20 protein-coding genes are annotated in these 21,976 nt (G+C 67.1%); 12 read left to right on the top strand and 8 right to left on the bottom strand.

All coding sequences use genetic code 11. The features are described from left to right. The first annotated feature begins 18 nt into the window (after window positions 1–18). The 3 genes from ACFFGN_RS19475 to ACFFGN_RS19465 all read left to right on the top strand — a co-directional run bounded on the left by ACFFGN_RS19475 (window position 19) and on the right by ACFFGN_RS19465 (window position 2,159). Window positions 19–624, top strand: a complete 606-nt coding sequence (locus tag ACFFGN_RS19475) for a histidine phosphatase family protein (RefSeq protein WP_380049544.1) — start codon at window positions 19–21, stop codon at window positions 622–624. Between the two features lie 234 nt (window positions 625–858). Then, window positions 859–1,278 carry a PRC-barrel domain-containing protein gene (locus ACFFGN_RS19470; protein ID WP_380049542.1) on the top strand — a complete coding sequence of 140 codons (420 nt, stop codon included), beginning with the start codon at window positions 859–861 and terminating at the stop codon, window positions 1,276–1,278. A 467-nt stretch (window positions 1,279–1,745) separates the two neighbouring features. Further along, entirely contained in the window at window positions 1,746–2,159 is a 414-nt protein-coding gene (locus tag ACFFGN_RS19465; protein ID WP_380049540.1) for an SRPBCC family protein, read from the top strand. 12 nt (window positions 2,160–2,171) lie between these two features. Here the strand turns inward: ACFFGN_RS19465 and ACFFGN_RS19460 are convergent, their stop codons facing one another. The 3 genes from ACFFGN_RS19460 to ACFFGN_RS19450 form a co-directional block, all read right to left on the bottom strand. Beyond that, window positions 2,172–4,235: a hypothetical protein gene (locus ACFFGN_RS19460; protein WP_380049538.1), complete on the bottom strand. Its 2,064-nt coding sequence runs from the start codon at window positions 4,233–4,235 to the stop codon at window positions 2,172–2,174. 3 nt (window positions 4,236–4,238) lie between these two features. Beyond that, the gene (locus ACFFGN_RS19455) at window positions 4,239–4,460 is read right to left on the bottom strand and encodes a hypothetical protein (RefSeq protein ID WP_380049536.1); all 222 of its coding nucleotides are present in this window, start codon (window positions 4,458–4,460) and stop codon (window positions 4,239–4,241) included. A 104-nt stretch (window positions 4,461–4,564) separates the two neighbouring features. Next, on the bottom strand, window positions 4,565–4,768 hold the full coding sequence (locus tag ACFFGN_RS19450; RefSeq protein ID WP_380049534.1) for a hypothetical protein: 204 nt from the start codon (window positions 4,766–4,768) through the stop codon (window positions 4,565–4,567). Between ACFFGN_RS19450 and ACFFGN_RS19445 the strand changes: the two genes are divergently transcribed. The 3 genes from ACFFGN_RS19445 to ACFFGN_RS19435 all read left to right on the top strand — a co-directional run bounded on the left by ACFFGN_RS19445 (window position 4,767) and on the right by ACFFGN_RS19435 (window position 7,274). Next, window positions 4,767–5,360, top strand: a complete 594-nt coding sequence (locus ACFFGN_RS19445) for a hypothetical protein (RefSeq protein WP_380049532.1) — start codon at window positions 4,767–4,769, stop codon at window positions 5,358–5,360. The genes ACFFGN_RS19450 and ACFFGN_RS19445 overlap by 2 nt on opposite strands. Before the next feature lie 179 nt (window positions 5,361–5,539). Continuing rightward, a complete protein-coding gene (locus tag ACFFGN_RS19440) occupies window positions 5,540–6,733 on the top strand; it encodes a cation:proton antiporter (RefSeq protein ID WP_380049530.1) in 1,194 nt (397 codons plus the stop codon). Window positions 6,734–6,989: 256 nt separating this feature from the next. Continuing rightward, the gene (locus ACFFGN_RS19435; RefSeq protein WP_380049528.1) at window positions 6,990–7,274 is read left to right on the top strand and encodes a hypothetical protein; all 285 of its coding nucleotides are present in this window, start codon (window positions 6,990–6,992) and stop codon (window positions 7,272–7,274) included. A 79-nt stretch (window positions 7,275–7,353) separates the two neighbouring features. On the opposite strand, the gene ACFFGN_RS19430 is transcribed toward ACFFGN_RS19435, so the two are convergent. Both ACFFGN_RS19430 and ACFFGN_RS19425 read right to left on the bottom strand, forming a co-directional pair. Next, on the bottom strand, window positions 7,354–7,611 hold the full coding sequence (locus tag ACFFGN_RS19430) for a hypothetical protein (RefSeq protein WP_380049526.1): 258 nt from the start codon (window positions 7,609–7,611) through the stop codon (window positions 7,354–7,356). Window positions 7,612–7,648: 37 nt separating this feature from the next. Next, window positions 7,649–10,882, bottom strand: coding sequence for a BTAD domain-containing putative transcriptional regulator (locus ACFFGN_RS19425; protein WP_380049524.1), 3,234 nt, complete (start codon window positions 10,880–10,882; stop codon window positions 7,649–7,651). 388 nt (window positions 10,883–11,270) lie between these two features. Here ACFFGN_RS19425 and ACFFGN_RS19420 point away from each other — a divergent pair, with 388 nt between their 5' ends. Then, the gene (locus ACFFGN_RS19420) at window positions 11,271–12,158 is read left to right on the top strand and encodes a hypothetical protein (RefSeq protein WP_380049522.1); all 888 of its coding nucleotides are present in this window, start codon (window positions 11,271–11,273) and stop codon (window positions 12,156–12,158) included. Window positions 12,159–12,394: 236 nt separating this feature from the next. On the opposite strand, the gene rph is transcribed toward ACFFGN_RS19420, so the two are convergent. Next, window positions 12,395–15,088: a rifamycin-inactivating phosphotransferase gene (gene rph / locus ACFFGN_RS19415; RefSeq protein WP_380049520.1), complete on the bottom strand. Its 2,694-nt coding sequence runs from the start codon at window positions 15,086–15,088 to the stop codon at window positions 12,395–12,397. A gap of 352 nt (window positions 15,089–15,440) precedes the next feature. Between rph and ACFFGN_RS19410 the strand changes: the two genes are divergently transcribed. The 5 genes from ACFFGN_RS19410 (at window position 15,441) to ACFFGN_RS19390 (ending at window position 19,423) form a co-directional block, all read left to right on the top strand. Continuing rightward, window positions 15,441–15,839 carry an ArsR/SmtB family transcription factor gene (locus tag ACFFGN_RS19410; protein ID WP_380049518.1) on the top strand — a complete coding sequence of 133 codons (399 nt, stop codon included), beginning with the start codon at window positions 15,441–15,443 and terminating at the stop codon, window positions 15,837–15,839. Next, on the top strand, window positions 15,836–16,312 hold the full coding sequence (locus tag ACFFGN_RS19405) for an SRPBCC domain-containing protein (protein ID WP_380049516.1): 477 nt from the start codon (window positions 15,836–15,838) through the stop codon (window positions 16,310–16,312). The genes ACFFGN_RS19410 and ACFFGN_RS19405 overlap by 4 nt, the downstream gene beginning before the upstream one ends. Further along, window positions 16,309–16,941, top strand: a complete 633-nt coding sequence (locus tag ACFFGN_RS19400) for a dihydrofolate reductase family protein (protein ID WP_380049514.1) — start codon at window positions 16,309–16,311, stop codon at window positions 16,939–16,941. Before ACFFGN_RS19405 ends, ACFFGN_RS19400 begins: the two co-directional genes overlap by 4 nt. A gap of 135 nt (window positions 16,942–17,076) precedes the next feature. Then, entirely contained in the window at window positions 17,077–17,559 is a 483-nt protein-coding gene (locus ACFFGN_RS19395) for a GNAT family N-acetyltransferase (RefSeq protein ID WP_380049512.1), read from the top strand. A 181-nt stretch (window positions 17,560–17,740) separates the two neighbouring features. Further along, window positions 17,741–19,423, top strand: a complete 1,683-nt coding sequence (locus tag ACFFGN_RS19390) for a cellulase family glycosylhydrolase (RefSeq protein ID WP_380049510.1) — start codon at window positions 17,741–17,743, stop codon at window positions 19,421–19,423. 230 nt (window positions 19,424–19,653) lie between these two features. On the opposite strand, the gene ACFFGN_RS19385 is transcribed toward ACFFGN_RS19390, so the two are convergent. Beyond that, complete coding sequence (locus ACFFGN_RS19385) at window positions 19,654–20,187, bottom strand: EF-hand domain-containing protein (RefSeq protein ID WP_380049508.1); 534 nt, start codon at window positions 20,185–20,187, stop codon at window positions 19,654–19,656. 233 nt (window positions 20,188–20,420) lie between these two features. Beyond that, a complete protein-coding gene (locus tag ACFFGN_RS19380; RefSeq protein WP_380049506.1) occupies window positions 20,421–21,764 on the bottom strand; it encodes a UDP-N-acetylmuramoyl-tripeptide--D-alanyl-D-alanine ligase in 1,344 nt (447 codons plus the stop codon). Window positions 21,765–21,976: the final 212 nt, after the last annotated feature.

The following is a 21,976-nucleotide window of genomic DNA, read 5'->3' as shown; positions in this document are numbered from 1 at the left end:
GCGAAAGGACCCCCTCATATGCCAATCCGGCACCTCTACATCGCCCGGCACGGTGATGCCGACCCGTTCGGCGAACTCACCGAGACCGGGCGGCAGCAAGTGGCTTTCCTGGGCGAACGCCTCGCACGGGCTCGTATCGACGCCGTCTGGCACTCGCCACTCGCGCGCGCGGCCGCCAGCGCATACGAACTCGCCCGGCACCTACCGGCGCACACGCCAGTGGGTGAAGCCGCCGAACTCATCGACCACATCCCCTACGTCCCTGCCGCAGCCGAGACGCCGGCGTCGTGGATACCGTTCTTCGACGGGTACGACGCGGCTGAGGCCGAGGCCGGTCGTAAGACCGCTGACAGCCTGATCGCCCGGTTCGCGACCACTCCCGATCCCGCGCAGGACGGCGACACCCACGAAATCCTCATCACGCACTCGTACCCGATCGCCTGGTTGCTGTGTCATGCCCTCGATGCCCCGCCGGCACGATGGCTTGGCCTCGACAGCGCCAACACCGCGCTCACCGTCATCGAGTACCGCCCCGGTCTGCCGCCCGGCATCGTCATGTTCAACGACCTGAGCCACCTGCCCGCCGAACTGCGCTGGACCGGCTTCTCGTCCGCCCGCCCCTGACGTCGATACCGCCTGCACCGGCCAAACCGCCGCGTGGATTGAAGGGAGGTGGTGCCACCAGATCGACCCCGGTGTTGCGCTGTTCCAGCGGCAACGGCTCGTCCCTGTCACCGGCGGACACGCTTCGCGCTTGACGATCTCATGACGACCGAGCTTCGAACGGCGTTGGGCAGTGTGAGCCCGGTAGATCGGGTTACCGGGGTGGAGAGGGCATTCGCCGATTGGAGAACAGCCATGAACGAGCAACAGCAACCCACGCTGGAACGGCTCGAGGACACCGACCTGACGCTGGCCGATCTTGCGGACGACATCCGTGGTCGAACGGTCGTGGACAGCAGCGGCGAGGAAATCGGCAAGGTCGACAGCCTCTTCATCGACCGGGACGAACGACGCGTGCGCCTGCTCCAGATCAGCTCCGGTGGCATTCTGGGCATCGGGGACAGCAAAAAGCTCATCCCGGTCGACGCCGTGACAGCGGTGGACGACGACAAGGTGCACATCGACCAGCACCACGAGCACGTGGCCAAAGGCCCGGTCTACGATCCGGATCTCGCGCGCGAGGAACCGCAGGACTTCGTCGACGTCTACAGCTATTACGGCGCCACGCCATTCTGGACACCGGGCTATATGTATCCGCGATACCACCGTCATTGACGCCTGAGCACGTCCACCGCTCGCAGTACTAACGAGCGGTAGGCCAACACGTGCGAACGACATGACAAGCCGCATGCCAAGCCCGCCTCGGCAAGGGGCGAGCCCGGCGGATGTGGACGAGGCGTTCGCCGGGGCCGGCCGCGCGGGTGTTGGCCAGGCGCGCGCCGGCGCGGGCCGCCCAGGTGTCGACGAGGCGCGCGCCAGGGCGGGCCGCGTAGGTGTTTGCGAGGCGTACGCCGGGGCGGGCCGCGTAGGTGTGGATGAGGCGGACGGCGTAGGGAGTTAGGCAGGTGCGGACGCGCCGCCCCTGGGACGAGGCCGGTGGATGTGGTCGAGGCGTGGGCCGGGGTGGACCGCGCGGGGTGTTGGCGAGGCGTGCGCCGGGGGCTTAGCGCGGTACGAAGGGCCCGCCGTGGGGTGTCCGAATTGTTCAAGACGGGGGTGGGTGTGCTGGTTAGTGTGGCGGTATGAGTACTTCGCGGCATGTCAGCGTGTTTATCGGACGGTCGGCCAAGGATGTCTACGCCTATGCGGCGGATCCGGCCAAGTTGCCTGAGTGGGCCGCTGGGTTGAGTGGCTCGATCGAGCAGGTTGACGGGGTATGGATCGCCGAATCGCCGATGGGCAAGGTGGTCGTCAAGTTTGCCGAGAGTAACGAGTACGGCGTGCTCGACCACGAGGTGACTTTGCCCTCGGGCGAGGTTGTCTACAACCCGATGCGCGTTATTCCCGACGGTACGGGTTGCGAGGTGGTCTTCACGATCCGCCGGCGTTCGGACATGACCGACGACGACCTCACCCGCGATGCGGACGCCGTACAGGCCGATCTGCTGGTCCTCAAGAACCTGCTCGAAGGTGAGGATCGCCCCAGCACTCCGTAGCGAGGTCCTGGCCTAGCGGCCTCGGTCGGCGCCGCGGTCGGTATCACGTGCCGCCGCGGTCGTCCGGTGGCGCAGGTCCTGCTCGACGGCCGCACCTGAGACGGGCCCATCCGAGGCAGTCCCGTCTACGGCGGCTCCTCCCGAGATGCGTTGGACTGAGGCGGGCGTGGGATTGAGGCCTGCTCGTATTGCGACCGCCAATTCCGCGCTCTCCCGCGTCCCTTGCCGCGTCGGGTCGCCAGTCAGGCCGGATTGAGGTACCTCACCTTGCGCGCTCGACCTCTCCCTGCCGCGCCCAGCGAGCCCAGCGGACCCAGCGGACCCAGCGGACCCGTCGAGCCCAGCGGGCCCGGCGGACCCGTCGAGCCCGGCGGACCCGGCGAATCTGTCGACCCCTGCAGACCTGTCGCCGCCCGCGGACCTGTCGAGTCCAGCGGACCTGTCGAGCTCGGCGGCGATGTGCGGCCCGCGATCGGCGCCGGGCTGCGATCGCTCGAACTCGTTTGTTGCCTTGACCAACATGGTGAGTCCTTTGACCAGCTTCAGATCCGGCGTCGGGTTGGCGACCAAGTGCCGCAGCGCCTCGCGGGCGTCGGACCGCATCTCCTCCCGGGTCGCAGGGCTGACAAGATGCAGCCAGGCTTGCAGTGGAGGTGTCTCCACCGAGAGGTTGAGCGGCGTGTCCTGCCAAGGCTCCGAACTACCCGCGGCCATCACGATGCTCGTCATGCATTCGGGCAGGCTGTGTTCGCCGCTGACCACCATGTCCGCGACCGCGAAGGCCATCACGTCCGAGGCCTCCTCCTGGGAAAGCCGTCCTTCGTGCAACAGCATCGTCGCCGCCGTCATGTAGCACGCCGAACTACTCGATCGCCCGCCGACGAACCGGTCCGGCATCGCGTTCGCGAGGTTGTAGTACCAGCGGGTGTTGTTGACGTCGACCGTACTCGGAACCGGCAGATTGCCGTTGTACGGTCCGGGTTCCGGGTGCGCGGCCTCGGTGAACATGGCGTCGCCGCCGAGCCTGCGATACGGATGTACGTTCACGTCCCAGCCGGCCTCCTTGAAGTTGAGGCGCGTCCGGGCCGGGCCCAGCGTCTGGCCGTATCCACGCTCGGGGGCTTCGGGATGGCTGTAGAGGTTCCGGATCCGCTCGAACAACGCGTCGTCGACCGGCAGGCTCTTTCCACGGTTGCGGTTTTCGGGAGCACCAGCGCCGGGCAGGTGCATGCCGAGGCCCTCGTTCACCCGCGTACGGCCCTGGTGATAGGCGAAGGTCTCGAGCGACGCCGTCCAAGTTCCGCCCGCGAGCTGGTCGCTCGTTCCGGTGGCGGTGTCGTGGATCGTCATCGCACCGGTCGACTGGTTCTTGTGAAGCTCGATCGTCGACCCAACGGCGAACCCGCGATTGCCAACCGGGCCTTCGAGTACAGTCCCGCGGATCGCCACGTTGCCGTCGCCGCCATCGGCCACAGCGGCCACCTTCAGCCGTAGCTCGTCGGCGTCCGCGGTCACCCGGATCACGTCGTTGACCCAACCGCCCGTCGCGTACGCCGATGTGCCGGCGTCGAACGTACCGACATGACGGGAGATCGCACCGTCGGGCAGCATCGCGTACATCGTGTCGCGCTGATAGGTGATTCCCAGCAACTGCTGGGGATCGTCGGGCGGCGGGTGCTCCCGGGCGGCGCCGATCGCGTCAAGCTCAGCCCGGTTCGTACCGCTGACCGTGTAGCCGTCCGATTGCAGGAACCAAACCGGCTGGTTGCGTTCGACGCCGGGTGTTACCTCGCCCATCTGGTGCTGGAAGTGTTCCCACGAGTCCAGCTTCGGCGGGTTGCCAGCGCTGCGGCTGGCCAGCTCGGCACGCCAGTTGCGCTTCTTCGCCTGCAGATAGCTCGCCAAGGTGGTGATTTCGGCTTCTTCGTCGGTACGCGCATGCAGGCTGTACGCGAGCTCCGGCGCGTCACTACGTTCGAGCGCCGCGAGTCGCTCGGCGGCCGTGCCATGCTGATTGAGGATCCCCGCGATAGCCGCGTCCTCGGGACCCGTCTCGTTGTTGCGGTGGGCGGGCAACGATCACGCCTCGTCGATCGCCCGACGGATCTCCCGCTCCACGAAGTCCCAGGCGTAGTTGGCCGCGATCTGGTCGGTGTAGAACTCGGCCAGCGCCTCTTCGGTCAACTTGCGCACCAGTGGTTCGCCGCCAAGCCCGGTGAGATCCGCTCGCCGCGCTCTCAGCTTGGCAACCGCGCCGGCCCGGATCGCGTCGTACCGCTCCTGCTCATTCGCGTACCGCATCCTCGAAATGGTAGACGCCGAGAGGTCCCTCAGCGCTAAACGGACGACCTCTTTCGCGGTGTATGGTTCGTCCAGGTGTGCCGGGAAGACTGGTCGGCGTGGTCCTACCATGCCCTGATCCCGGAGATACTCATGCCGAAGTCCACCTTGTTGCCGCTGCTGTCCGCCGCCGTACTCACCATCTCGCTGACCGCTTGCGCTGGGGAATCGGGCTCCAGCTCGCCATCCCCGTCGGCGAGTGCGAGCACTCCCGCGCCGACGCCATCCGCCACACCTACCCCCACGCCCAGCCCGACCGTGACCAGCATGCCGCCCGCCGTGGTCCAGCGCACCACGGCAGAGCTCACCAAGGCGCTGCTCGCGCTGGCGGACATGCCGTCGGGTTTCTCGATCGAGCCTGACGACAACAGTGAAGACGACGTCACGTTGTCGTCGAAGGACCCGCGATGCGCCGCCCTCGTCCGCTACGCCAACGCAGACATGCCGCCCGGCTCCAAGGCCTCCGCCAATCGGTCCTTCTCCGGTGGCGAGCAAGGACCGTTCATCGACGAATCGCTCGATGCGATGGGCTCAGCGAAGGCGGTGGCCGTGTTGCAGCGGTCGTTCCAGTCGGCGATCAAGGCCTGCACCAAGTTGACGATCACTGTGCCGGGCGAAGGCCGGGCGCCGATCGTGGTCCGGGAGGTATCCGCACCGAAGGTGGGTACGAACCCGGTTGCCGTTCGGTTCACCGCCGGCGGAGCGCTTGAGGGCTTTGAGGTCACAATGGTGACGACGGGCGTCAAGGATGTGGTCGTGAGCTTGTCGATGGTTGCCGGACTACCGGAAGACATCGACGGAGCGCTCGAGGCCGCGGTTGGCAAAGCAGAAGAGACGTTGACGACGAAGACCGCCGGCTGACCCTGGTACGCAGCAGTGCCTGACTGCCATCGGTAGAGTGCCTTCGCTCGCAAGCAAGGCGGCCAGGTTCTGAACCTGGCCGCCTGCGCGCGAGTGCTGCTGCCTGAGCCATTCCCACTACCGGGCCGAAAGTTCCCGGACTGATAGTTCCCGGGCTGAAAGAGGAAACAGTCGTCTTGTTGCTGTGCTTTGCGGTGGTGCTGTTGCTCGCCGTTCTGGTGTCGAGCCTGGCGCATCGCACCATCTTGTCGACGGCGGTCTTGTTTCTCGCCGCGGGAATCGCGCTCGGGCCGCAGACCAGCGGTGTGCTCGAGCTGAGTGCCGACTCACCGGTCGTTGCCACGCTCGCCGAACTGGCCTTGTTCGCCGTTTTGTTCACCGACGGCATGCGCGTGGGCTGGACAGACCTTCGCTCGGCCTGGCGGCTGCCCGGTCGCGCCCTCGGCTGGGGCTTGCCGCTCACGCTGGGTATCACGGCCGTCGTGGCTCACTACCTGGTCGGACTGGACTGGCCCCAGGCGCTGCTCATCGGCGCCATCCTGGCGCCGACCGATCCGGTCTTCGCTTCCGCGCTGGTGGGCAACCAGCGCGTACCGGCCAGGCTGCGTCATCTGCTGAACGTCGAGTCCGGTGTCAACGACGGCCTCGCACTACCGTTCGTGATGGTGTTCCTCGCGGTAGCCGCGGGCGCCGAAGACCTGCACCTCGGCGAACTCGGACTCGAGCTGGCCATGGGCGTTGTCATCGGTGTAGCTGTTCCGTGGCTCGCCATCCGGCTGGAACGGCTCAAGATCTTCTCTGCCTCGACCCAGTACGAACCACTCAACGCCGTCGCGATCGGCGTACTGGTGCTTGCCCTCGGCAAGACCTTGCACGGCAACCTGTTCCTCGCAGCCTTCGCGGCCGGTGTCACGGTCGCCACCTTCGGCCCGCGGCAGCGCGCGGCGTTCGAGCACTTCGGTGAGCTCATCTCCGAGACGCTGAAGCTGGCAGCACTGCTGGTGTTCGGCGCGTTGATCTCCGTGGAGTTCCTCGGCGAGATCAGCTGGCAAGGATGGCTCTTTGCAGTGTTCGCGCTGGTGCTCGCGCGCCCGACCGCACTCGCCTTGTCGTTCATAGGTTCTGGCTTGGGCCGCCGAGAACAGTTCGCCGCCATGTGGTTCGGGCCAAAGGGGTTCGCGTCGGTCGTCTACGGACTGCTGGTACTGGAAGCCGGTATCCCGGGAGCCGACGAGGTGTTCCATCTGGTCGCGCTCACTATCGTGTTGTCGATCGTGGCGCATTCGTCCACCGACATCGTGGTCGCCCGGTCGTTCACCGAGGTGGACCTGGTACCGGACAAGAAACCGGCTGAAGCCGCCGACTGCCACTAGTGTCCTGAGTCGGAAGTTCGTGCTTCAGCTCCGGTGTCCAGGTGCGTGCATCGCAAGGCGGAGAAGCGGTCGCGATGCTCTAGCATCGTGGCCGTTTCTCCAACGCCGCGAGGTGCGTGCCTGGGCGCCGGAGATGTGCACGAACATCCGACTCAGGACACTAGGCCATCACCGGGCTCGGGCAGATCCCAGCCGGGCCGTCGAGAACGGCCCGGCTCCACCCGAAAGGCAGCAGCGCATCAGCGATAGTGGTCACGTGGATGACGGCCGTGAACCGCCGCCGGCCTCTTGGTGGGCCCGCTGGCGAACGCGTCGCTCCACCCGCCGGATGCGCTGGATCTGGGGCACCGCCCTCATGGCCGGATTCGGCCTGTGGGCATGGCAGGTCGGCGAATGGAACGACGCCGACTGGATCAACGACGAGCCTCGATCGGGCTACCTCGCTCTAGCGGCCATCACCTATTGGCCGGTCGCGGTCGTGCTCTGGATGGCGGCCTACCCCAGCGATCCCCGCCGGCTGCCCTGGAATGACGGCGAGTAGCCCCGAACCGCGCGTCTCGTCCGGAAGCACCCGCCGCCATTTCCAGCCGGTGAGTCGTACGACGAATCGGCCGCCCGCCTCAGCCCGGTCGGTTTGTTACCGGTTCGAATCTGATGGCGTCGGCTTCCTCGTCCGCTACATAAAGAACGTCAGGCTCGAGTTCGATGCCGGCGAGATAAGGAACGATCGCCTTCGCCTTGATGAGCTCGCTTTCCTTCGGCCCGGAAACACCATGCTGACGCGCAAGGTGTTTTGCTGACGAAACTGAGGAAGTGAAGACCAGGAACAGGTAGTTGTGCTGCTGAATTCTGAGGCGCCAGCAATGGACTTTGTTCACATTCGACTCCTTCAGCCGATCGAGGTTTTGCCGGGCGTCAGGAGAGGGTGTTGGTGGCTTGCAGGGCGGTGGTGGCGTGTTGTGCCAGGAGGTGGAAGCCGCAGGTGGTGGCGATCGCGTGCGCTTGAGTGGCGCCGTCGGCGGCGGCGGTGGGGTTGCCGGTGGCGAGGTGGGCGGTGGCGAGGCCGACTAGCGCACGGGCTTCGACGAACGGGTACGCGTCGTGGGCGATGGCCAGGCTGTCTTCGAACCACCGGGCCGCCGCGCCCGCGTCGCCGATCGCCAGGTACGCATAGGCCACCGTGGCCGCGGTTTGGGCCGTCGCTTTGCGATCGCGAATCGTGGTCGCCAGTTCGTGCGCGCGCCGACCGACCTCCAGAGCCATCGCGGTATCCCCGCGCTGGCGGTGCAACCGGCTCCACTCGTCCAGCGTCGACAACTCGCCGCGAAGGTTCGAGCTCTCCCGATACGCCGCGAGCACCTCCGTCAACAGATCAGCCGCCTGCGACTCGGCGCCCAACTGGCGAATGGCGCTCGCCAGGTTGCCGCGGTTGGCCAGGGCCGACGTTTCCCGGCCGGTGGCCTCGTTGATCTCCAGCGCGGCGTTGAGCAGATCGGCGGCTTCGCGCAACCGGCCCTGGCACAACCGCATCACGCCGAGCCCGTTGTACGCGATCGAGCGTGCGTGGCTCAACCGGTCGTCCTCGGTCAGGTCGAGCGCGCGCTGGAGCCACCGGTCCGCCTCGTCGAGCTTGCCTTGTTCGAGGTAGTGCCATCCGATGTGGTGCGACAGGTACGCCACGGCCGTGTCCCAGCCGATAGCGGCGGCGAGTTGTTCTCCTGCCAGGCACTCGGACAGTGACTCCTCGTCCCGGCCGACCGACCAGAGCGCCTGGGCATGGTTGATCAGCATCGCCGTCCGTGCGAGGTCATCCCCGGCCTTGGTGGCGGCTTCCAGCCCGATCTCCGCCGTCTCCAGCCAGCCGTCGACGTGCCGGCGGATCAGGAAGTACCCGCGCAGCTGATCCGTGATTCGCCAAGCCAGGGCCGATTCAGCTGCCCCGGCCGTGTCGTTGACGACGGCAACCAACGCCGGCAGCTCGACATCCAGCCACGCCATCGCCGCGGCCTTGTCGGCGAAAAAGGCCTCCCGCTGAGGATGGCCGTCCAACCGCGGCAGCTGGGGGTACGTCCATTCCATCGCGGCCGTCGCCGCCTCGGCGTACCAGTCGTACAGGCGGGACCGCGCGGTGTCCTTCTCAGGATCGTCGCTCAGCAGCCCGCGTGCGTACAGGCCGAGCAGATCGTGGAAGCGGTAGCGGTCGGGCGCGTACTGCATGAGCATGTTCGCCTCGAGCAGGTCTTCCAGCAGCCGATCGGCCTCGGTTGTCGGCACCGCCAGCAAAACGCCGGTCGCGTCGGCGCCGAAATCGTCCGCGGAATGTACGCCGCACAGCCGGAACGCGCGTTGTGCGGGAGCACTGAGATCGGCGTAGCTGAGCTGGAAGCTGTTGAGCACACTCGATTCACCCGTTGACAGTTCAGTCAGCCGGTGGTTCTCGTCGTGCAGCCTGCGGGTCAGATCATCGATCGTCCAGGCCTGCCGGGTGGCCAGCCGGGCACTCGCGATACGCAGCGCCAGCGGCAGGCGCGCACACGCCTCGGCGAGTTCACTCGCGGCGCCGGGATCCGCGTCGACCCGCTGCGATCCCGCAGTCGCGGCGATGAGCGCGATCGACTCGGCCGGATCGAGTGGTTCGAGGTCGACAACGCTCGCTCCGGCCAGCCCGTGCATCCGGCGTCGGCTGGTCACGATGACGTCGCTACCACCCGCGCCGGGCAGCAGCGGGCGGAGCTGGTCGGCACTGTGGGCGTTGTCCAGCAGGATCAGCATCCGCCGACCGGCCAGCTCGCTGCGCAACAACGCGGCCGCCTCGGCTTCGTCGAACCCGATCTGCCTGCTCGGTACGCCGAGGGCCCGCAGGAACCGGCCGAGCACCTGCATCGGCTCCGGCACCGTCGCGTTGGTGCCGCGCAGGTCGGCGTACAACTGGCCGTCGGGATACCGCGCGCGCAATCGATGCGCGGCGGCCAGCGCAAGCGCGGTTTTGCCCACTCCGGCAATGCCGTGAACCAGAACGATCTGAGACGAGGCCGGTACGTCGCCTGGACCCGTCCCGGCCAGCGCGGATTCGATGCTCGCGAGTTCCGCGGTTCGGCCGACAAAATCCGGCGGGGCGGCGGGCGCCTGCTGGATCGCGGTCCGCCCCGTGGCCAGCCGGTCCTGTTGCCGGAGTACGGCGAGTTGGACCTCCCGCAACGACTCCCCCGGGCTGATCCCGAGCTGATCGGCGAGAGCGTCGCGGATCCGGTCGTACGCCGCGAGCGCCTCCGCCTGCCGGCCGCTCGCGGCGAGCGTCAGGATCAGCTCGACGTGCAGCGGTTCGTCCAGCTCGTGCTGATGCGCAAGCTCCCGCAGGGGTTTCAGCGCCTCCTCCGGCTTACCGAGATCGCGCGCCAGCGTCGCGAAGGCCCGCACGGCGGCGACGTACTCGGCGATTGTCGCGGTGTAGAGCGGGCTGGACGCGACTCGCTCGGCGTCGATCTCACCCCGCCACAACGCGACGGCCCGGGCGAGGCGGGTCAGAGCCACTTCCGGTGCGTCGTACGCCGCCGTCGTGGTGAGCTCGCGGAACGCGAGCAGGTCGAGGTGGTCGGTGCCGACCGCGAGCCGGTATCCGTTCTGGCCGCCGACGACCACGCTGCCGTCGCTCACGCCGGAGTCGAGCAGCCGGCGCAATCGGGCGACGTGCGTGTGCAGCAGGCTCACCGCTTGCGGGGCATCACCGGGGCCCCACAACAGGTCGATCAGTTCGTCCTGGCTGACCACGCTGCCCGCGGCCAGAGCGAGGCGCGCGAGCAGGGTGCGCTGCAGGTCGGAGCCGAAAGCAACTTGTACGTCGCCGTGCCAGACCTCGATCGGGCCGAGTACCCGGATCCGCAGCGGGCCGCCACTGGCCGAGCCCGGTTTCGTCCGGGACGCGCGTTGAGCCTCAGCCGCGGCACGCAAGGACGCGGTATCCGCCTCAGCCAGTCCAAGAGCACTGGCGATGGCCTGAACCGAGCCCTTCTTCGGGCTTCTGGTCCGGCCCTGCTCGAGATCGCGGATCGCGCCCGGGCTCACACCGGCCAGATCGGCCAGCTCCCGCTGGGTCATGCCGATCCGCCGCCGATGCGCGCGGAGCAGGCCGCCAAAACTCGTCTCCGTCATGCGCACCCGCGGGCCTGCGGTTGTCGAGGCACGCGGCGATCTTACCGCCGGGAAACTTGCGGCCACTCATGGGTACGGGCGAAGTACGGACAGCGCGCTGCCAGCGGCGGCTCCTACCCTCGGAGCCAGGCCGCCCGTCGGAAGGACCCACCATGCGCCCCAGACGCGTGAAACGCGGTATCGCGACGCTGGTCATGGCCGTTGTCACCGCACTGTCCGGCGGCGGGTATCGGCTCTCAGGCCAACACGGCCTGGTGGTCTGACAAGCTGGTCGCCGTGTACCGGCTCCTCGGGGCATCAACCGACTGATCGCTGCCCCCTGGTGGCCCCGGTCTCGCGGCCAGGGCCACCTACCTGCCGTTCAACCAGAGAGGAACTCCCCCGCTTTATGCGCCAAAAGTCCGTCCTGTCCGCCGCTTCCGCCTTCGCCCTCGCCGCGACCGGAATCGTGTTCATCAGCTCGCCGTCCGAAGCCGCCGTCGGCGACGTCCCGGCCGGCTGTTCGGTCTACACCGCCGCCTACCGCTCCGACGGCCAGCGCGTCTCGTACGGCTACTCCGCGTCGAAGACCAGCGTGACGGCGTACACCGGCGACAAGCTGGCCTGGGTGCCGACCGCACACCAGCAGCTCGGCGCCTCGGGCGACCCCGACACGTTCAACAGCACCGAACTCGCCACGCATCCGACCGACGGCTACCTCTACCTGCAGCAGCGCTCGGGCACGCGGACCAACGGCGTCTGGAAGATGACCAAGAACACCGCCACCCGGGTCAAGGCGGGCTTCGGCGGGACCACGATCCTGGCGTCGGGATACCCGTACCTGTACCGCGTCGCGGGCACCTCGCTCTACCGCCACACCGTCACCTACCCGAACGGCGTGCTGACGATCTCCGCGCCGGTGAAGCTGCCCGGGACGGCGTGGAACACGGTCAAGACGCTGGTGTTCGAGCGCACCGAGGGCACCGGCACCGCTGCGGTCGACGTACTGATCGGCACCAAGTCCAACGGTGAGCTGAAGGAGTGGCGGATCAAGCAGGCCACCCCGACAAGCGCGTACGCCTCGACGGTCCTGCGGTCGACCGGCTGGGGCGCCTTCACCAGCCTCAGCACCGGCTACTGCCAGAGCCACCCGAACGGCCGCCCGCTGCTTGCGATCACCGCGACCGGTTCCGCATCAGTACATTTCGACGCCAACAAAGCTGACAAGAGCGGCGTCGACATCAAGGGCGGCTCGCTCGGCGCCCTTGGCTGGACGGCACGCGCTTACGGCCAGTAGTACCGGGCCATAGCTGGCGAAAGGGGCGCGAATCACGGGTCGCGCCCCTTTCGCCAGTCCGGGACTAGTGTCCTGAGTCGGAAGTTCGTGCACATCTCCGGCGCCCAGGCACGCACCTCGCGGCGTTGGAGAAACGGCCACGATGCTAGAGCATCGCGACCGCTTCTCCGCCTTGCGATGCACGCACCTGGACACCGGAGCTGAAGCACGAACTTCCGACTCAGGACACTAGTTGATCAGGGCAAGATCTCGATATAGCCGTCGGTTCCGTGTAAGCGGATCCGCTGTCCGTCCTGGATCAGCCGGGTGGCGTCCGCGACACCGACGACGGCCGGCAAGCCGTACTCCCGCGCGATCACCGCGCCGTGGGTCATCAGGCCACCCACCTCAGTGACCAGGCCCGCGATGCCGACGAACAGCGGCGACCAGCCGGGATCCGTGTAGGCCGTGACCAGGATGTCGCCCGCTTCGAGGTCAGCCTTCGCCAGGTCGAGGATCACGCGCGCCCGGCCCTCGATGGTCCCGGCCGAGACCGGCAGACCGACCAGGGCACCATCCGGAACGTCGTCACGCCGGTACGCGCCGGAGATCGCCTCCCCCTCCGAGGTGAGTACGCGCGGTGGCGTGAGCGCCTGGTACGAACGGAAGGCCTCTCTGCGCCGCTGGATGAGCTGATGGTCCACCTGGTTCGTGCGTGCGACCTGGTGGAATTCCTCGAAGGTGAGGTAGAAGATGTCCTCCTTCTCCGGGAGTACGCCGGCCCGCACGAGGCGCTCGGCCTCTTGCATCAGGGCCTGTTTGTAAACGAAATAGCGGCTGATGATGTTGTACTTCGGGTACTCCCGGTAGCCGATGAACGTCCGGACCTGGTCGATCATGCGCTTGGTCTGATCGGCCTTCTGCTTACCATCCGGGAGGGCTCGGAGGCGCTGCAGTACGTCGCGTTCCTTCTCCCCGGCCTGCTGCCGGCCCTGCTCGAACCGTTGCTGAGCAGCGCCCGGGCCGAAGAGCTTGATGTTGTCGAGAATCAGCGGTACGAGGGTGCTGGGTTGTTCGCTCCAGCGCGGCCGGGTGATGTCGATCTCGCCCGCGCAGCGCATCCCGTACTGGTCAAGGTAGGTCTCAATGGCGTCGCGGGATTCGTTGCCACCGGCAAGCTTTGGTAGTTCGTCCAGGAAGTCGTCGTTCTCGACGTTCTCCAGGAACGCGACCACGTCCGGGTACGGGCGGATCACGTCGGCGACGTCGAGCAGCGCCAGCCCCATCTCGGAGGTGATGTTGTTCGGGGCGGACAGGGTGAGCGTGTCGGCCGTGTTCTTCTCCCCCAGCCACTCCTGCAGGTGGACGTTGAGCCACCAGGTGGCGTCCATGCCCGCCATGATCGCCTGCATGTTGAGGGGATCGCCTAGGACTCGCTTGTGTTCCTGGATCGCCTCGTTGAGGAACTCGAACAGCGCGGGTCCGCTCCGCGTCGCGATATCGCGTCGCAGGGTGGCAACGGCTGTCTCACTGCGCTCGACCAACTCGGGCACGATGGCCGGATCGGGCCCGGCGGGTGGGTCGGTCTCGGTCTTGGCGGCCGGCTCGGTGGGCGCGGTGTTGGCGGCCGCGTCGGTGCTGGTGTTGCTTTGCGCGTCGGCCGGTGGCGGGATGAAGTCGCCGCGGTCGAGCACGATCTCCAGCGCGTCCCGGAACAGTGGATCGCCTCGACCGACGACCTCCAGCAGGCCGGCGCGGCTCGCGGACGAGGCCAACGACTTGGTCACGTCGACGAACAACCTGCCACCCGCGTCGTGCATCGGCACCATGGCCGTCAGCTGCCAAATCGACAGACCCAGCGGCTTCATGGCGTCGGTCATCATCTGCTGATGCCCGACGGAGAGATAGACGTGGTTCTCCTCATCGCCGATCTCGGGAATGGGGAACAGCGTGGTGATCGGTCTGCTCTGAACGATCTGGAATTCGCCATCGGCCAGGCACCACTCGATGTCCTGCGGGCGGCCGAAGTGCGCCTCGATCCGCCGCCCGAGTTCCACCAGCCGTACGACCTGCGCGTCCGTCAGCGCGGGCTGCTCCTGCTCCCCCGGGTCGATCGCCACCTCCTGCGTCCCGCCTGCCGGTAGGGCCTGGATGGCGAGTCGTTTCGCCGCGACCGTCTTCGCGATGACCTGGCCGTCGCGCACCTTGAAGACGTCCGGGTTCACCAGGCCGGAGACCAAGGCCTCGCCGAGTCCGAAACCGGCGTCAACGGCGGAGACCTTCCGGTTGCCCGTGATCGGGTCGGCCGTGAACAGGATGCCGGCCGCCTGCGGGAACACCATTTGCTGCACGACCACGGCCATCTGGACCATCTGCTGGTCGAAGCCGTTCCGCAGGCGGTACGTCACGGCCCGCTCCGTGAACAGAGACGCCCAGCACCGGCTGACGTGCCGGAGGATCGCCGCCGGGCCCTGGATGTTCAGGTACGTGTCCTGCTGGCCCGCGAACGAAGCCGTCGGCAGGTCCTCGGCCGTCGCGCTCGACCGTACGGCGCAGGCAGTTTGCTCACCAAGCCGTACGACCGCCTGGGTGATCGCGGCGATGAGCTCAGCGGGCATCGGGATTCGCTCGATCAAATGGCGGATCTCGGCGCTCAGGCGACTGATTCCATCCCGGTCGTCCGGGTTCACCCGCGACAGTTCGTCGAGTCGATCGGCTACTTCGGGCGCTTCGTCCAGCACGCGGCGGAAGGCGTCAGTCGTCACGCAGAAGCCGGCTGGTACGCGAATTCCCTCGATCCGGGAAAGCTCGCCCAAGTGCGCACCTTTGCCCCCGGCAACTGTGACGGTCGTGTCGTTTACCTCTTGAAGATCCAGCACATAGTGACTCGTCATCGCGATCCCTCCGAGGTAGTCCTGCTCCAGCGCATCGCGCTGGTCGATCCTTGCCACCACACACTCACGTAGTGCGCCCCATTTCCACAGGTAGTCATCTCGGCCGACGATTCTGCGCCACCACCCGGCCCTTGCCGCAAGCCCCCCACTGCGCTATAACTTAGAAGCGGCAAGGAGACCTTCTCCTTGCCTTTCGTTTTTCCCCCTTCAGCGGTCTCACTGCTCACCGGCGGTCGAGCCTCTCGACGACGTGTGGGCTGTTGCCATATGCATCGATCTCCCCCCGCGCCCGGTGGTCCCCCTCGCCGTACGTCCATTCGGCCGGCCACCGTGCATCGCCTGCCAGCAGTCACCGGCTTCAACAGTTAGCCCTTGCGCTAAGTATTGGGGCCAGGTAATACTTAGCCGCATGGCACAGTATTCGGCGGAGATCGATGGCGTGTTCGTGGCGCTGGCTGATCCCACCCGGCGTGAGGTGATCCGGCGGCTGGGCCGCGGCCCGACGAGTGTGGGTGAGCTGGCCGGGGAGTTCCCGATGACCCTGCCCTCATTCATGAAGCACGTTCGCACGCTTGAGGCGAACGGCCTGATTCGCACGATGAAGGCCGGCCGGGTCCGTACCTGCGTGCTCAACCGCGACCGCCTCGCGCTGCTCGACGACTGGCTCGCGGAACAACGCCGGATCTGGACAGACCGCACCGACCGACTCGAACACCTCGTCACCGACCCGGCCGCCGATCCCCCGCTCGCCACCGATCCGGCCGCCGGTCTCCCGCTTGCAACCGATCCCCTGGAGGAACAGCGATGAACCCCGATCTCGACCTAGCCCTGCAGCGGGTCATCCGCGCGCCGCGCGACGTGGTCTGGCAGGCCTGGACCGAGCCAGCACGATTCGCGAAATGGTGGGTGCCGGCGCCGACCGTCTGCCGGGTCGAACGTCTGGAGGCCCGGCCCGGTGGCGCGATCGTGACGTCGATGAGCGAGAACGGAACGGAGTTCGTCCCCCAGCTCGACGCCATCTTCCTCGTCGTCGACCAACTCGAACGCCTGGTCTACACCAACGCGATCGACAGCGCGTGGCGCCCGGCAAGTCCCGAACCGTTTCTGATGACCGCCGAGATCACCTTGTCCGACCACCCGGACGGTACGGACTACCGGGTCGTCGTACGGCATGGTGATCCGGCCACCCGGGCCCGCCACGAGGAGCTCGGCTTCGCGGACGGATGGGGCACGGTCGCGAAGCAGCTCGCCGTACTGGCGGAGAGCGAGGCCGGGCGGTGAAGCTCGTACTCACGCAGTTCGTCACGCTCGACGGGGTCAGCCAAGGCCCCGGCTCGTCGACCGAGGACACCTCTGGTGGTTTCACCCAGGGTGGTTGGCTCGTGCCGCACATCGACGAGGTGTTCGTCCAGCGGACTTCCGAGTGGCTGGACCGCGCCGACGGATTGTTGCTTGGTCGCCGTACGTACGAGGCCTTCGCCCGGGACTGGCCGCAGATCACCGACCCGAGCGACCCATTCGCCGTACGGATGAACTCCCTGCCGAAGTACGTCGTGACCACCACGCTCGCCGAGGGGACCTGGAATCCGACGACCGTACTTCGCGGTGACCCGGTCAGGACCGTCGCGGACCTCAAGAACCAACCCGGGCGAGAGCTTCAGATCCACGGGAGCGCGCGGCTTGGCGGTTTCCTGCTGTCGGCGGGTCTCGTTGACGAGGTCCGGCTCGTGATCGCCCCGGCCTTCATCGGCTCCGGCCGCCGGTTGTTCGAGCAGGGTGGTTCCGGCGGACTCCGCCTGACCGGGCACGAGATCACCCCGAGCGGCCTGGCCATACTCGAGTACGACGTCATCGGCGCGGCTCCCTTGGCCCAATACGAAGGCATCTCCGCTTCCGACTCAGGACACTAGCAGTGCGGAAGGCGGTTAGGCTTTTGGCTATGGAGTGCTACGCGGCGGAGCGCACGCGGGTTTGAGGGCAGTTTCGATGCAGCCGGCCAGTACGTCGGCTGCTTCTTCCTACCCTCAATCGAAAGGCACTCTCTGATGGACCTTCGGGCATACCAGCCGCGCGACCTCGAGCAACTCATCGAGCTGACGATCGACACCTTTGGCCCGTTCTACGAGCAGTCGTTTCGTGACGTCGTGGGCGAGGCGGTCTTCAACAACACCCACGGCAGTTGGCGTGCGGACTACCGGGAACAAGTCGCGAGCCTCTACGCGCCGGATCTGGGCCGGTATGTCGTTGTCGCGGAGGACGACGGCGTTGTCGTCGGATATGTCGCCTGGAATCTGAATCCGGTGGCGCGGCGGGGCGAGATCGACATCCTGGCGGTCGCCTCGAGCCATCGCAGGCACGGGCTTGGCAAGATCCTGTGCGGACACGCGTTCGCGGACCTGAAAGACCGTGGCGTTGAGGTCGTCGAGATCGGCACCGGCGGGGACGGTTTTCATGCGCCCGCACGGGCCTTGTACGAGAGCCTGGGCTGCACGGCCTTCCCGGCGGTCAGGTACTACAAGGAGATCTGACCCCTTTCGGCCGAGTTTGCATCTTGTCGGCGCTGAACCGGTCCAGTATTGTCCCGATCACCGCGCTGAACCGGTCCAGTTTTACATTTCCGTACGCCACCATTCCGCCCGCTTGGTGCGCGCGCCGACATACCCCTGAATGAGCCGCCGCCCCCGAGCAATACGCTGTACTGGAGGACGCATGTCCAGACGATTCAGTCTTGCCACCTTGTTCGCGCTGCTTTTATCGGTGCTCCTCGCCATTCCCGCCACCCAGGCCACCCAAGCCCGGCCGGCCAGTCCGCTCGCCCCGACCGCACTCGCTGCACCCGTCGCGCCGGCGCCGGCGGCGGCCACGCGGGTGATGCCGCTGGGTGACTCGATCACCGGGTCACCCGGCTGCTGGCGGGCACTACTGTCACGCCACCTGCGCGAAACCGGCTACACCAACGTCGACTTCGTGGGCTCCCGCCCACCCCAGGGGTGCGGCTTCGACCACGACGGTGAGAACGAGGGCCACGGCGGCATCCTGGCCACCGGCATCGTCGCGAACAACCTGCTGCCCGGCTGGTTGTCGGCCAGCCGCCCGGACGTCGTACTCATGCACCTCGGCACCAACGACGTCTGGAGCAACATCTCCACCAGCTCGATCCTGAGCACCTATTCCACGATGCTCCGCCAGATGCGCGCCGGCAATCCCGGGATCAAGCTCATCGTCGCCCAGATCCTCCCGATGAACCCGTCCGGTTGCGCCGAGTGCTATCAGCGCGTGGTGAACCTGAACAACGCCATTCCCGGTTGGGCCCGCGCGAACTCCACCCAGGCCTCGCCGATCACCGTGGTCGACCAGTGGAGCGGTTTCAGCACCGCCACCGACACGTACGACGGCGTACATCCCAACGACGCCGGCATCCGCAAGATGGAAAGGCGCTGGTACCCCGCCCTGGTGGCAGCGCTGGCCCCGGCCTCGCCCACCGCGGTCGGTCTGCGCGTCAGCGGCACCCGGGTGGTCGAGGCCAACGGCGCCACCTTCGTGATGCGCGGCGTGAACCACCCGCACGTCTGGTACCCGAGTCAGACCAGCTCTTTCGCGAACATCAAGTCCTTCGGCGCGAACACGGTCCGGGTCGTACTCGGCAGCGGCAAACGCTGGGGCCCGACCTCGTCGGCCGACGTCACCAACATCATCTCGCTGTGCAAGCGCTCGCGACTGATCTGCGTCCTGGAGGTGCATGACACCACGGGGTACGGCGAGGAGGGCGCGGCCGCAACGCTGGACCAGGCGGCGAGCTACTGGATCAGTGTCGCCGGCGCCCTCCGGGGCCAGGAGAACTATGTTGTCATCAACCTCGGCAACGAGCCGTTCGGCAACAACCAGCAGGTGAGCTCGACCTGGGCCGGCGCCACGAGCAACGCCATCAGGCGGCTACGTGGCGCCGGACTCCAGCACCTGCTGATGGCCGACGCGCCGATGTGGGGCCAGGACTGGCAGAACATCATGCGCGACAACGCGGCCTCGGTGCTCAACGCCGACCCGCAGCGCAACACCGTTTTCTCCATTCACATGTACGGCGTCTACAACACCGCCGCCAAGGTCAACGCGTACTTCGACGCGTTCCGCAACGCCGGTTTGCCCTTGGTGGTCGGCGAATTCGGCAACATGCACTCCGACGGCGACCCGGACGAGAACACGATCATGGCCCAGGCTCAGGCGCGCGGTATCGGCTATCTCGGCTGGTCGTGGAGCGGCAACGGTGGCGGTGTCGAGTACCTCGACATGGTCAGGTCGTTCAACCCGGGCAGCCTCACCCCGTGGGGCCAGCGCTTCCTGAACGGCCCCAACGGCGTCCGTCAGACCTCACGGCAAGCCACCATCTACGGGTGACGCTGAGATAGGCAAGGGTGCTCCACACCGGAAACGAGGTGTGGAGCACTCTTGCCGGCCGGGCTCCTAGTGTCCTGAGTCGGAAGTTCGTGCACATCTCCGGCGCCCAGGCACGCACCTCGCGGCGTTGGAGAAACGGCCACGATGCTAGAGCATCGCGACCGCTTCTCCGCCTTGCGATGCACGCACCTGGACACCGGAGCTGAAGCACGAACTTCCGACTCAGGACACTAGTACCGCCCGAACATCCACTGCGACGGCGACCGTGTGTCGTCACCACGCCAGAAGTCCGACCACAGCTCGCGGAACTCCTTGCGGGACAGATGCCCGTCGCCGTTGACGTCGAGCATGGGGAACACCCTTTCAAGGCCGTCGGTGGATCCCTTCCAGGCGTACACCACCTGCTCGTGTTCGGCCGGCGCGATCCGGTCGTCGCCGTCCTGGTCGATCGCGTCGAACATCACGTCGGCCGTCTCGTACACGGCGTCTTCGATCGCCGGCAGCTGGTCGACGACGTTCATCAGCTCATCGAGCGACACCTTGTCGTCATGGTCGGCGTCGGACAGCGCCGTGAGCGCCGACCACCAGCCCATCATGGTCGCCCGCATCCGCTCGTAGTCGGCGGTGCCCGGCTGCCAGCCGCGGATGTCCACCCAGCGCTCGGTCAACGCCTCGAAATCGGATCTGTCCAGAAAGCCGTTGTTGTCGGCATCCATCGCCTCGAACACCCCGGCAACTTTGCGCCGCTGAAATTCACTGGCCACTCGCTTCGCCTCCACCGGTGACAGGAGCCGCGCGCAACCGTCTTGCGGACAAGCCGATAGACCGCGCGATCTCCACGGATAGCCCGGAGCAGAACGCTCCAAGGCGCGATGACTGCGCCATCGACGGCCGGCCCCAGCTCCCCGTCCTACGGCGTGCGAATTCAGTATGTGTCGATCGTTGCCCTTTGTCACCAGTTGACTTCACGGCGTCCCCGAACTTCCGACTCAGGACACTAGGTGAGCGCGGCGGCCACCTCGTCGAGGCGCGACTCGCGGGAGGCCTTGACGAGTACGACGTCGCCCGCGGTGAGGTGGCGGCGCAACCAATCCACGGCCGCGGCGTTGTCCGCCAGTATCACCGCGCGCTCCCCCGCACCAGCGGCGATAGCCCGAGCCGCCTCACCAACCGACACCACCACATCCACCCGGGACGCGGCGTACTCCCCCACCTCCCGGTGCTCGGCCTCGCTCTCGTCACCGAGCTCGAGCATCTCCCCGAGTACGGCGATGCGGCGCCCGGCCTCCATCGTCGCCAGCGCGTCGATCGCGGCGCGGGCCGAGTCCGGGTTGGCGTTGAACGAGTCGTTCACCAGCGTCGCGCCGGCCGCGAGATCGCGCAGCTCCATCCGCCACTTCGACACCGAGGCACCGGCCAACGCCTCCGCGGCCACATCGAGCGGTACGCCGGCCACCAGGCCTGCCGCGGCGGCAGCCGACGCGTTGAGCGCCTGGTGAGCGCCCACGAGCGACAGTGCGACAAAGGCCGAGGCGTCGGCGGTCCGTAGCGTGAACGACGGCCGCCCGAGCCGATCCAGCTTCAGGTCGAGCACCCGTACGTCGGCATGCTCGGCCAGGCCGAACGTCAGGATCGGGCCGTCGGTCAGTGCACACATGGCGACCACACGCGGATCGTCCGCGTTGAGCACGGCCGTACCGCCAGGAACGAGCCCTTGCACCAGCTCACCCTTGCCCTTCGCAATGGCCGCGCGCGATCCGAACCCGCCGAGGTGGGACTGACCAACGTTCAGCACCACCCCGATGTCGGGCGGGACCAGGCGGGTCAGTTCGGCGATGTCACCGACGTGGCGAGCGCCCATCTCCAGCACGAGGAACCGCGTGGTCGCGTCGGACCGCAGCATCGTGAGCGGTACGCCGAGCTCGTTGTTGAGCGAGCCGATCGTGGCGACCGTCGGCGCGACGCTCGAAAGAACCGCCCCGAGCAGATCCTTGGTACCCGTCTTGCCCTGCGAACCGGTCACGCCAACGGTGGTGAGCCCATCCCGCAGCCGCGCCACAACATTCGCAGCAAGCGCCTGCAGCGCTGCCTGGACGTCCCCGACCACGACGGTGGGTATCCGCGTAGGCCGTGATCCCAGTACGGCGACCGCCCCAGCGCGGTGGGCCTGTACGGCGTACAGGTGGCCGTCGACGCGTTCGCCGGCGAAGGCCGCGAACAGGCCGCCTGGTTCCGCCTCGCGGCCGTCGAGCACCGCCGGGGCTGTCACCGTCACGGCGCCATCGCCCTCGACCGAACCACCAACGATCGCGGCGATCTCGGTGAGGCTGAGCGGGATCATGCCCGACCGCCACGAACTAGTCGGGCTGGTGCGTTGGCGCGCTCCCGTCGGCGCCGTACTCCGACATGCAGAGCGCGGACCACAAAAGCGGCAGCGAGAGCAAGCAGGCAAACGGTATAAATCACCCGATAAGTCAACAAGACTTCGTGTTACCGCCGGATATGCGAATAACGATATGCCGACGATATGCTACCCAGTGGTAAGATGTTGTC

It is taken from the genome of Kribbella deserti (genome assembly GCF_042434725.1).
Classification (GTDB): Bacteria; Actinomycetota; Actinomycetes; order Propionibacteriales; family Kribbellaceae; genus Kribbella; species Kribbella deserti.
The sequence above is the reverse complement of the archived record's forward strand: the minus strand, read 5'-3'. Positions and strand labels throughout refer to the sequence as shown.